The organism is Glycomyces niveus (genome assembly GCF_017592475.1).
Taxonomy (GTDB): domain Bacteria; phylum Actinomycetota; class Actinomycetes; order Mycobacteriales; family Micromonosporaceae; genus Glycomyces; species Glycomyces niveus.
Map to the genome: position 1 here is coordinate 68,290 of NZ_JAGFNP010000001.1, position 11,272 is coordinate 79,561.

8 protein-coding genes are annotated in these 11,272 nt (G+C 70.4%); 2 read left to right on the forward strand and 6 right to left on the reverse strand.

Annotation, left to right across the window (positions count from 1 at the left end):
- Positions 1-97: 97 nt before the first annotated feature.
- Positions 98-1,234 (forward strand): glycosyltransferase family 4 protein, encoded by a 1,137-nt coding sequence (locus J5V16_RS00310; RefSeq protein ID WP_208493910.1) that lies wholly within the window; start codon positions 98-100, stop codon positions 1,232-1,234.
- Positions 1,235-1,281: 47 nt separating this feature from the next.
- Here the strand turns inward: J5V16_RS00310 and J5V16_RS00315 are convergent, their stop codons facing one another.
- The 3 genes from J5V16_RS00315 to J5V16_RS00325 are packed head-to-tail and all read right to left on the reverse strand — an operon-like array spanning position 1,282 to position 5,588.
- A complete protein-coding gene (locus J5V16_RS00315) occupies positions 1,282-1,953 on the reverse strand; it encodes a response regulator transcription factor (protein WP_208493911.1) in 672 nt (223 codons plus the stop codon).
- 13 nt (positions 1,954-1,966) lie between these two features.
- Entirely contained in the window at positions 1,967-3,760 is a 1,794-nt protein-coding gene (locus tag J5V16_RS00320) for a sensor histidine kinase (RefSeq protein WP_208493912.1), read from the reverse strand.
- 13 nt (positions 3,761-3,773) lie between these two features.
- Positions 3,774-5,588, reverse strand: a complete 1,815-nt coding sequence (locus tag J5V16_RS00325; RefSeq protein ID WP_208493913.1) for an AMP-dependent synthetase/ligase — start codon at positions 5,586-5,588, stop codon at positions 3,774-3,776.
- 326 nt (positions 5,589-5,914) lie between these two features.
- Here J5V16_RS00325 and J5V16_RS00330 point away from each other — a divergent pair, with 326 nt between their 5' ends.
- Positions 5,915-6,874 (forward strand): ROK family glucokinase, encoded by a 960-nt coding sequence (locus tag J5V16_RS00330; protein ID WP_208493915.1) that lies wholly within the window; start codon positions 5,915-5,917, stop codon positions 6,872-6,874.
- 55 nt (positions 6,875-6,929) lie between these two features.
- Here J5V16_RS00330 and J5V16_RS00335 read toward each other — a convergent pair whose 3' ends face one another.
- The 3 genes from J5V16_RS00335 to J5V16_RS00345 all read right to left on the reverse strand — a co-directional run bounded on the left by J5V16_RS00335 (position 6,930) and on the right by J5V16_RS00345 (position 11,019).
- Positions 6,930-8,057 carry a hypothetical protein gene (locus J5V16_RS00335; RefSeq protein WP_208493917.1) on the reverse strand — a complete coding sequence of 376 codons (1,128 nt, stop codon included), beginning with the start codon at positions 8,055-8,057 and terminating at the stop codon, positions 6,930-6,932.
- Between the two features lie 280 nt (positions 8,058-8,337).
- The gene (locus J5V16_RS00340) at positions 8,338-9,582 is read right to left on the reverse strand and encodes an ornithine cyclodeaminase, nickel-pincer nucleotide-dependent (RefSeq protein ID WP_208493919.1); all 1,245 of its coding nucleotides are present in this window, start codon (positions 9,580-9,582) and stop codon (positions 8,338-8,340) included.
- 135 nt (positions 9,583-9,717) lie between these two features.
- Entirely contained in the window at positions 9,718-11,019 is a 1,302-nt protein-coding gene (locus J5V16_RS00345) for an MFS transporter (protein WP_208493921.1), read from the reverse strand.
- Positions 11,020-11,272 lie beyond the last annotated feature (253 nt).

Here is an 11,272-nt window from a genome sequence, read left to right on the forward strand (position 1 = left end):
CTTGTGAGGACGCGGATAGGGCCGCTCTTCATGCGTTGCTCCGCAAGGGACTGACTCCAAGCAGGAGCGAGGACCGGAGCCTTGTTGGGGGTGGCAAATGAGCAGGACATTGCTGGTGACGAACGACTTCCCGCCCCGCCGGGGCGGCATCCAGACCTTTGTGCACGGCATGGCCCTGCGGTTGCCCTCCGACGACCTGGTCGTCTACACCTCCGCCTCGCCCGGCTGGGAGGAGTTCGACGCCGCCCAGCCCTTCACCGTCGTCCGCGACCGCACCGCGATGCTGCTGCCCACCCCCCGGGTCGCCCGCGCCGTCACCGCCATCGCGCGCGAGCACCGCTGCGACCGCGTCTGGTTCGGTGCCGCCGCCCCGCTCGGCCTGCTCGCCGCCGGTCTCAAGCACGACACCGGGATCGAGCGCGCCATCGCCCTCACCCACGGCCACGAGGTCGGCTGGGCGATGATGCCCGGCACGCGCGGCGCTTTGCGGCGCATCGCCGAATCTCTCGACGTCATGACCTACCTGGGGGACTACACGCACCGGCGCATCGCGCCGGTCGCCGGGCACCTGACCCGGTTGGAGCAGTTGACGTTCGGCATCGACACCGAGACGTTCCACCCCGGCGTCGACGGCTCCGGCGTGCGCGAACGCCACGGGCTCACCGGACTCCCGGTGATCGTTTGCGTCTCGCGGCTCGTGCCGCGAAAAGGCCAGGACATGCTCATCGCGGCCCTGCCGCACGTGCGCGAGCAGGTCGGACAGGACGTGCGGCTGCTCATCGTCGGCCAGGGCCCCTACGAGGCGCGGCTGCGCGCGCTCGCCCGCATGCACGGCGTCGAGGACCAGGTCGTCTTCACCGGCGGGGTCGCCGAACACGAACTCGCCGCGCACTTCGCGGCCGGGGACGTCTTCGCGATGCCGTGCCGCACCCGCCGCCGCGGCCTCGACGTGGAAGGGCTCGGCGCGGTCTTCCTGGAGGCGGCCGCGTGCGGGCTCCCGGTCATCGCGGGGGACTCGGGCGGCGCGCCGGACACGGTGCTGCACGACCAGTCGGGGTGGGTGGTCGACGGCCGCGACCTCGGCGAGATCACCTTCCGGCTCGCGCAGGTCCTCGCCGACCCTTCGCTGGCGCGAAAGCTCGGCGAGGCCAGTCGCGAATGGGCCCTGAGCGAATGGACCTGGGACCGCCAGGCCGGGCGCCTCGAGGGCATGCTCTACGGCGAAACCGTCTGAGCGGACCGGTGAACACGGCTCCGCCGCGTCCACGAGTCCGCTGCTCGTCAGAACTTCGGCTGGTCGGGGGCTTCGAGGAGGCCGAGCTTGAGGGCGGTCATGAGGGCCTGGGCGCGGTTGCCGGCGCCGAGCTTTTCGTACAGCTTCGAGATGTGCGTCTTCGCCGTCGACTCCGAGACGTACAGCTGCTTCGCGATCCCCGCCACCGAGAGGCCGTCGGCCAGGAGCTTCAGCACCTGCGACTCGCGCGGCGACAGCTGGGGACCGGTCGGGGTCAGCCGCCGCTGCATCGCCTCGGCCAGGTCCGCGGCGCTGAACGCCGTCGGGTTCGCCGCCGCGTGCCGGGCGGCCGAGACCACGTCGTTCGCCGGGGCCGACTTGGGCACGAACGCCGAAGCGCCCGCGTCCAGCGCGCCGAACAGCTGGTCGTCGCCCGCGTACATCGTCAGCACCACGATGCCCATGTTCGGGTGCGCCTTGCGCAGCTTCCGGGTCGCGTCCAGCCCCGACCCGTCGGGCAGGCGCAGGTCCATGATCACCACCGACGGCATGAGGGAAGCGGCCTGCCGCAGCGCGTCCGCGGCGGTGTCGGCCTCGCCGACCACCTCGAACTCGGGGTCGCGGTCGAAGGCATGCCGGAGACCCTTGCGGATCAGGTCGTGGTCGTCGACGATGAGCACGGTCGTCTGACCGGTCGTCTCCTGCGCCTCAGCGTTCATCTCGTCTCTCTCCTCATTGGCTGCCACGGCCACTCGACGCGCAGCTCGCAAGCCTTAAATCGTCGTCGCGGTCGGGCCGTCGGGCCGGCTGTTCAGTTCTCGAAGTGCGGTCGGCGGCCGCCCAGGCCGCGGAGCCCGGGCGCGGGGTCTCGGCCCGGGGCGTCGGCCGCGCCCCCGCGTTGAGCACCACCGCCACCGTCGTCCCGTGCGGCTGGTGCGGACGGATCTCCAGTGATCCGCGGATCCGCTCCGCCCGCTCGCTCATGATCGCCAGCCCGTAGCGCCCCTCCGAAGCCTCCCCGGAGAGCCCCTGGCCGTCATCGGTCACCTCGATGCGCGTGTAAGGCGGGTCCACCTCGCACGTCACCCACAGATTCTCGGCTCGGGCGTGCTTGCGGGCGTTCGTGATCGCCTCCTGTGCGATCCGCAGCAGCTCCGCTTCGGTACTGGCGGGGAGCCTCGCCCCGCCCTCGTCGAGCGACAAGTGCACCCTGAGGCCGGCGGAAGCGCCCACAGTACGAGCATAGTCCGCGATCGCGGAGGCCAGTCCGCCCTGACGGTCGACGTTCGACCGCAGTTCGAACAGGGAGAACCGCAGTTCGGTCACCAGCCGGGTCACCTCGGACCGCAGTTCCTCGAGCTCGCCCTTGGCCTCTCCGGCGTCGGCCGGGAGCACCGCCATGGCGTTGTCGATGCCGTAGCCGAGCATCGCCAGCTCTTGGGCGATGCCGTCGTGGATCTCGCGGGCGAGGCGCTGGCGCTCCTCGGTGGTGGCCATGGACCGCACGTCCTCGAACAGGAGGGCGGTCTCGAGCCGCAGGGCCGCGCCTTTGGTGCGGTCCTCGGCGGCGGTGATGGCCTCGGGGCCGAACGCGGCGGGGTCGTCGGATTCGATCGCGACGAGGCCGACGGTGCGGCCTTCGGCGACGAGCGGGATGACCAGGGACGCGACGGGTCCTTGGGTCGAGCGCGAGAGCGGCACCTGCCCGGCTTGGGGCTTCTGCCCGGCCCAGGCGTCGGCGAGGAGCGAGTTGAGCTGCGGGGAGGTCTCCCAGTCGACGCGTTCGTCGGCCAGTTGGGCGAGCACGACCAGGCGCCGGCCCGAGGCCGCGGAGAGCACGGCGGCGCGGGCGACGCCGGGGATGCGCGAGGCGGTGTCGACGATCTCGGTCGCGATGCCGCCCGGGTCTAGTGTGGATCCGGGGAGTTGGCGGGCGACGACGCGGAGCTGCGTGAGCAGGGCCGCGGCCTCGGCGTACGGGAGCTGCGAGTGGTGCAGGTCGGAGGAGCGGGAGCGGCGCAGCCACCAGGCGCCGACGGCGGAGGCGAGCCCGAAGGCGAGCGCGACGGCGACAGTGGTGACGTAGGTGCCGCGGTCGTACGCGGAGATGCGCGGGGTCTGGGCGATGAGGCCGACCGCGGCGACGGCGACGAGCACGGGCGGGCCCCAGGTGCGCAGCCGCGCGTACCGGTCGTCGTCCTCGCCGGTCTGGTCGGCGGCGTCGAACGCGGCCGTGGCGAACGGCGCGATCAGGTACGGCAGCATCCAGGCGGGGAGCCCGTCGGTGGCGAGGGTGCCGAGCACGACGACGGCGACCTCGGCGAGCTGCCCGGCGGGGGCCAGGAGCCGGTGCCGGGGGAGGACGACGCCGGGGAGCGCCGCGAGGGCGAGTATGCCGCACCAGGTCGCGGCGTCGGCGAGCCCTTCCGAAGCCCAGCCGAAGACCGCGACCAGCGCGAACAGCACACCCCGCAGCGCGAGGGCGGGCAGTCGCCACTGGCGCTCGAGCACCGCCTCATCGCCCATGCGGGCACCTCGCTTACTCGTTTCGTCGCGCCTTCGCCGTGTCGTAGAGCGCGTTGATCTCGTTTGAGTATTTTTCCATGACGACGTGTCGTTTGACCTTGACTGACGGGGTGATTTCCCCGGCGTCCTCGCTCAGCTCGACCGGCATGACCCGGAACTGCTTGATCTGCTCGGCGCGGGAGACCGTCTTGTTGGCCTCGTCGACCTTCGCCTGCAGTTCGGCGAGGAGCTCGGGGTCCTCGGTGAGGTCGCTGATCGGGGTCTTCGGGTCCTTGTCGTGCCTGGTCAGCCAGTCGCGGAGCATCTCGCCGTCGAGGGAGATGAGGCAGCCGATGTAGGGGCGGCCCTCGCCGACGACCATGGCGTAGGCGATGAGCGGGTGGGCGTCGAGGATTTTCTCGAGCGGGCCGGGGGCGACGTTCTTGCCGCCCGCGGTGACGATGATGTCCTTCTTGCGGCCGGTGATGGTGACGTACCCGTCGTCGTCGATCTCGGCGATGTCGCCGGTGGAGAACCAGCCGTCGGCGTCGAGCACTTCGGCGGTGGCGGCGTCGTTGTTCCAGTACCCGGGGAATACCTGCGGGCCCTTGGCCTGGAGCTCGCCGTCCTCGGCGATGCGCAGCGCGGTGCCCGGGGTGGGCCGGCCGATCGAGCCGACCTTGATGGCGGTCTGGAGGTTGAGCGAGAGCACGGGCGAGGTCTCGGTGAGTCCGTAGCCCTCGTAGATGGTGACGCCGATGCCGCGGAAGAAGTGGCCGAGCTCGGGGCCGAGGGCGGCGCCGCCGGAGACGGCGGAGTTGCACTCGCCGCCGATGGCGGCCCGGATCTTGCCGTAGACGAGCATGTCGAACAGCTTGTGGCGCAGTTTGAGGGCGAGGCCGGGCCCGCCGGGCTTGTCGAGGGCGCGGCTGTACTCCTTGGCGCAGGCCGCGGCCTTCTCGAAGATCGCGCCCTTGCCGCCGTCGAGGGCCTTCTGGTACGCCCCGGCGTAGACCTTCTCGAACACGCGCGGGATCGCGAGGAGGGTGGTCGGCTTGACCACGGGCATGATCGCGGTGAGCTTGGTGCGGTCGGCGTGGGCGATGGTGGTGCGCGATTCCATGCCGGCGAGCTGCAGGATGCGGGCGAGGACGTGCGCGAGCGAGAGGAACAGCAGCATGCGGGCGCCGTCGAAGAGGACGCCGGGTACCTCGGGGATGATGTTGCGGATGTCGGCCAGCAGGTTGCGGTGGGTGAGCATGCAGCCCTTGGGGCGGCCGGTGGTCCCGGAGGTGTAGACGATGGTGGCCAGGTCGTCGGCCTTGCGGGAGGTGCGGCGCTCCTCGATGTCGACGCCGGCGTCGGCGCCGAGGGCGTCCAGGGCCTCGATCGCGCCGGGCGCGCCGTCGATGGTCCACACGTGCTTGACCTGCGTGCCGAGGCCTTCGACCATCTCGGCCATCTCGGCGTCCTCGACGATGGCGGCGACCGCGCCGGAGTCCTCGATGATGAACTTCGCCTGGTCGGCGGAGGAGGTCTCGTAGATGGTGACGGTGACGGCTCCGGCGGCCCAGATCGCGTAGTCGAGCAGGGTCCACTCGTAGCGGGTGGCGGACATGAGGGCGACCCGGTCGCCGGGCTGGATACCGGCCGCGGCCAGGCCCTTCGCGGCGGCGACCACCTGCTCGCGGAACATGACCGAGGTGACGTCCTGCCAGGTCGCGCCGTCGTCGAACGAGCGCATGAAGAGGATCGAGGAGGGGTGGTTCTCGGCCGCGTCCCACAGCGCGGTGAGGGTGTTGTCGTCGTCGGGCACAGTCACCACGGGGGGGACGGCGAACTCGCGCATGGAAGGCTCCGTTCAAAGGCCATGTTCACGGCTTTGTAAAGTGGCTCACAGATCATGTTACCGGTGGGTCAACTTCCGACGGAAGAGGGACTGTGAGGCAGACCATGATGCTAAGGGCAGCTTAGCGGAGCTGGGGCCGGACCGTCGAACGCCCGTTGCGGACTGTCACCAAGCCGCCCGCTCCGATCCCGGCCGGTGATACCTTCGCCGAGTAGGACGGAACGGCCGATTTCATCTCCAGGTCATCGGGTTGTAAAGTCCTCGGTGGCCCGCAGCGTCGCGCGGCATTCCACGCCTCAAACCGTGAACCGCTGGAGGGTACAGCAGTGAGTCTGACTATCGGAGTCGACATCGGGGGCACCAAAGTCGGCGGCGGCGTCGTCGACGAAAACGGCAACGTCCTCGCCACGACCCGGCGCCCCACCCCAGCGGACGACACGCCCGGCGTCATCCAGGCCGTGAAAGCGGTCGTCGACGAACTGCGCGAAGGCCGCGAGATCGAGGCCGTCGGCATCGGCGCGGCCGGCTGGATCTCCTCCGACCGCTCCACGGTCATGCTGGCTCCCAACCTCTCCTGGAAGAACGAGCCGCTCCGGGACAAGGTCGCCGAGGCCATCGACCTCCCCGTCGTCGTCGAGAACGACGCCAACGTGGCCATCTGGGGCGAGCACCGCTTCGGCGCCGCCAAGCGCCACCGCTCCTCCGTGCTCTACACGATCGGCACCGGCGTCGGCGGCGGCATCGTCGTCAAGGACAACCTGCTGCGCGGCACCCACGGCGTCGCCGCCGAGATCGGCCACACCCGCTCCGTGATGCCCGACGGCCGCCAGTGCGGCTGCGGCCGCACCGGCTGCCTCGAGCAGTACGCCTCCGGCCGGGCGCTGACCCGCGCCGCCCAGGAAGGCGCCGCCGAGCACCCCGAGAAGGCCGCGGTCCTGCTCAAGCTCGCCGGCGGCGACCCCGAGTCGATCACCGGCCGCCAGGTCACCGAGGCCGCCCGCCAGGGCGACGAGGTCGCCCTGAGCGCCTTCGACTTCATCGGCTTCTACCTCGGCAACTCCGCCGCGGACCTGGTCAACCTCATCGACCCCGGCGTCATCCTCATCGCCGGCGGCGTCGTCGACGCGGGCGACCTGCTCCTCGACCCGATCCGCAAGCACTACACGGCGGCCCTCGCCGACCGGGCCCAGGTGCCGGTCGCCGAGGTCCGCGCCGCCGAGCTCGGCTCCAAGGCCGGCGTCATCGGCGCGGCCGACCTCGCCCGCCACCGCGAGATCGTCCCTTAAGACACACATGACAGGGCCGGAGCGGAAGCTCCGGCCCTGCTTCTTTGCGGCGGTGTCAGCAGATGTTCCTGGCGCCGTTGCCGCTCAGCGTCCAGTTGGTGTTCTCGCCGCAGGGCGATTCGCGCACCGACGTGTTGTCGACCCGCAGCGTGATCCAGATGTCCTTGTTGTTCGGGAACTCCGTGCGCGCCGCCAGGCGCACCTCGCCGCCGCCGTTCACGGTCCCGCCCCTGATCGAGACGTTGTAGCAGTTCTCGATGAGCACCGAGTTGTTCCCGTTGCTCGCCAGGTCCACGTTCTTGATGACCACCCCGCCGGACTGCGAGACGCAGAAGATGCCGCGCCCGCCGCCGCGGGAGATCACGTTGTCGACCCAGATGTTGGTCGCGTAGCCGCCGCTCGCGGTCCTGCCGTTGGTGTTCGCCATCCGGAAGGTCGCGTAACCGGTGCCGGCGCCGACGTTGTTGCCGTCGACCGTGCCGACCCAGCCGTTGCGCGAGTTCTGGATCAGCAGGCCCGACTCGCCGACGTTCCGCGCGGTCACCCTGGTGATGTTGAACCCGTCGATGTTCCAGGTCTCGACCGCGTGGCTCCCGGCGCCCGACACGTAGATGTCGTTCATCGTCACGTTGTAGTTCCACGCCGCGTCGCGGTCGAAGCGGATGCCCAGGCCGCCGCTCAGGGTTAGGTCGATATCGCCGAGCTTGAGGCCGTTGGTCCCGGAGAACCGCAGCCCGAAGTACGGGTTGCCCGACATCTTCAGGAACGCGATGTTGACGTCGGTGGTGTTGATCGCCTCGATCGCGCCGCGCCCGGAGCGGTTGCCCACGTTGATGGTGCCGCAGCCCTCGAAGGTCTTGCCGCTCTGGATGGTGATGGTGCTGGCGCCGATCGAGCCGGAGGCCATGACGGCGACGCGCTGGCCGCTGGAGATGGTGTCGACGCCGGCTTGGACGGCGGCGCGGTAGTCGCCGCCGGAGTAGACCGTGGTCGAGCCCTCCCTGGTGACGTAGGCGCCGCTGGAGCCGGTGACCGTGGCGTGGGGCGAGTTGGCGCCGCACGCGGCCTGGGCGACGGCCGCGCCGTCGAGGACCGGGATCGCGACGGCGCCGGCGGCGCCCGCGATGACGGCCGCGGCCGTCGCGACGAGGGTGCGGAGTCTTCGCTTCGGTGCGAGGGACATTGCTGCTCCTATGGAGTCGTGCCGGTGAAACGATTCAATTGAGATATCGATATGAATCGATTTAATGGGATCATAGCGGGCGCGCCGCGGTTTGGAAAGCGCTACACCACCCGAATCGGGCCACTTTCGGGTGACATGGACGCCGCGCGGCCCGGTTCTTGTCAGACCCCCGCGCGACGCTGGCCCTACAGTATTTCCCCTCTAGTGGTGGGTGGGGGCTTGTGGACGGGGAACGCGAAAGGGCGGCCGACCAGGTCGACCGCCCTCCCCTCGCCTCGTCTTAGTCGCGCTTGTACCCGACCACGAGCTCGCCGGCGAGCTGCTCGCAGAACAGGCCGATGTCGGTGATGACGCCGATCGCCTGCGCCGAACCGCGGTCCGCGAGCTTCGTGACCGTCGCGGGGTTGATGTCCACGCTCACGAGCGGCACCTTCGCGGGCAGGATGTTCCCCGTCGCGATCGAGTGCAGCATCGTGGCGACCATGATCGCGAAGCCCACGCCCGGCAGGGCGGCGCGCATCGCGCGCTGGCCCTCGATCACGTCGGTGTGCACGTCGGGCAGCGGGCCGTCGTCGCGCACCGAGCCGACGAGCACGAACTCCTTCTTGTTCTTGACCATCGCGTGCATGATGCCGCCCTTGAGCACGTCCTGCTCGACGGCCTCGGCGATCGACCCGCAGGTGCGGATCTTGTTGATGGCCCGGATGTGGTGCTCGTGGCCGTGCGGCACGCCGTGCCCCTTGTCGAGGTCGACGCCGAGCGAGGTGCCGAACAGGTTCGACTCGATGTCGTGCGCCGCCAAGGCGTTCCCCGCGAAGATCACGTCCACATAGCCCTCGTTGATGAGCGCCTCAAGGGCCTTACCGGCTCCGGTGTGGACGATGGCGGGGCCGCCGACCCACAGGATCTTCTCGCCGCGGGCCTTGACCTCGCGCATGCGCTCGGCGATCTGGCGCACCTGGAGCGCTTGCGGCCGTTCGGAGGAGACGCCGCCGCTCATGAACTCGAAGTTCGAGGACTCGGGGCTCTTGCGCTCGGGCTCGGGCAGCGGCAGCACCCTGACGCCCTCGCCGCCGCAGACGACCAGTTCGCCGGCCTTGACGTCGGAGACCGGGAGCGTCTTGGCGGTGGCGCGGTCCTCGGAGACGATGATCCCGCAGTCCATTTCGGAGTTCTCGACGTCCATCCAGCTGCCGTTGAGCCGCACCTGGGTGTCGAAGTTGGTGGTGGAGTAGAAGTCCTCGGGGAAGACGCCGTCGCGCGGGGCCGGCTTGAGGGCTGCGATGCCGGGGTCGAGCGGGTTCGCGCCGTGCGTCTGGAGGCGCATGACGATGCGTTCGACCAGCTCGGGCGTCTCGGCGGAGACGGTGAGCTGGACGTAGGACTCGTCGGTGTGGTGGCGGCCCACGTCGAAGCGGTCGATCGTGTAGGCCCCCGAGTACTCGAGGACGTCGTCCATGACGCGGGCGAAGATGCCCTGGTCGATGAGGTGTCCGCGCAGCTCGACGGTCTTTGCGTGTTCCACGTTTGGTGCTCCTGTTGCTTCCCGGCCCAAGCGGCGCCTCCGCGGGTGTACGGCTCGCGGGCTTCGCCGCGGGCGGGAGGCGCCGTGACGAGCCTAGCTCTCGGTGCGGGGGAGCGGCGGCAGGCTCCGCGGGGTTCAAGCCGCGGCGGGCGGCGGCGCGGCGGCGGCCTTGGCGGCCTGGATCTCGGCGGTGGTGGGCCAGTTGCGGGTGACCAGGTACTGGATGAGGAAGCCGATGAGGCCCCACGCGCCCACGACATACGGCACGGACGCCCCGAACTCGACGATGAGGCCGATCCCGGCGATGGCGATGCCCTGGCTGAGCTGGAGCCCGGAGTTCGCGGCGGCGACGACGCGGCCGCGCCAGCCGTCGGGGATGCACTGGGCGAGGGTGGCGTTCATGGGGGCCATGATCATGTTGGCGAGGCCCGCGCCCATCGCGATGAGCAGCACGCCGGCGAGCGGCGGGTCGAGCAGCGCGGCCGTCAGGACCACGGGGCCGATGAACGCGAGCGGCCGGATGAGCTTGTCGCGCACCGAGGGCCGCACGAGCCGGGCGAACAGGAGGCTCGCGACGACCGCGGCGGCGGCGTCGACGGCCATGATGAGGCCCTGCGTCTTGGAGTCGCCGCCCAGGTGCGCCGCCCACAGGACCGCGACGCCTTCGGGGACGGCGGTGAGGGCGAACAGGCCCCAGATCCCGAAGGACACGGTGCGCAGGACCTTGTTGTCGCGCAGCATCCGCAGGCCGTCGGCGGTCTCGGTGAGCACGTGGCGGCGCTCTTCGCGCTTGTTGACCGAGGGCCGGTACTGGACGAGGGCGCTGATCGCGACGGCGCTGACGACGAAGAGCGCGGCGTTGATCGCGAGGGCGGTGTGCGGGTCGATGGCGGCGAGCAGGCCGCCCGCGAGGTAGCCGATGATCTGGGCGGTCGCGGCGGCACTGAAGGAGAGCGCGATCGCGACCGAGAGGGCGTCGCCGGTGAGGATCTGGGCGAGGGTCGCGACGCGGGCGGCGTTGTAGGCGGGCTGGACGGCGGCGACGGCGAAGACGATCGCGATCATGACGCCGATGGGCAGGCCGGGGATGAGGAGCAGGGCGATGAGGCCGGCGCGCAGCACGTCGCACACGACCATGACGTTCCGGTACGAGTACCGGTCCACAATGGCCCCGAGGACTTGGGCGAGGCCGAGATAGGGCGCGAAGCTGATGGCGAAGGAGGCGGCGGCGAGCGCCGAGGAGCCGGTCTGCTGCCACACGAGGAAGGTGACGGCGACCCGGTTGAGCATCGCGCCGGCGTTGGAGAGGCAGAAGGCGAGGAGGAACCCGGCGGCTTCGCGGTCGCCGAAGACCTGGGAGAACGTCGGCTTGCGGTCGGACTCGGACGCGTCGTCGGCGGGTCCGGCCGGGGCCGGCGGGGGGTTCTGGTTCGACACAGGGCCTTCCTCGTTCTCGGCTCCGCGAGCGTCGTCCTCGGGCACCGGTCTGCGCCGTTGCAGCTTGCCGCCACGGGGGTTGCGGCCTATGACGCGGCAGGGACCGCGTCGGCGCAGGGAATCGCCGATGGGTCCGGTACCTGAAGGGCGGTAAGTGACAATCCTCCGCGATTGCCGTAAGTGTCACTAGTCTGCCCCTGGCGTATGTGGTTGTCAAGCGTCCCACTGTGTTCAAAGTGCAAAAACCCGGACG

Excerpts from the sequence above, each read along its gene's own strand:
- J5V16_RS00310 (WP_208493910.1), top strand. The coding sequence starts at position 98 with ATGAGCAGGACATTGCTGGTGACGAACGACTTCCCGCCCCGCCGGGGC.
- J5V16_RS00320 (WP_208493912.1), bottom strand. The coding sequence starts at position 3,760 with ATGGGCGATGAGGCGGTGCTCGAGCGCCAGTGGCGACTGCCCGCCCTC.
- J5V16_RS00315 (WP_208493911.1), bottom strand. The coding sequence starts at position 1,953 with ATGAACGCTGAGGCGCAGGAGACGACCGGTCAGACGACCGTGCTCATC.
- J5V16_RS00325 (WP_208493913.1), bottom strand. The coding sequence starts at position 5,588 with ATGCGCGAGTTCGCCGTCCCCCCCGTGGTGACTGTGCCCGACGACGAC.
- J5V16_RS00335 (WP_208493917.1), bottom strand. The coding sequence starts at position 8,057 with ATGTCCCTCGCACCGAAGCGAAGACTCCGCACCCTCGTCGCGACGGCC.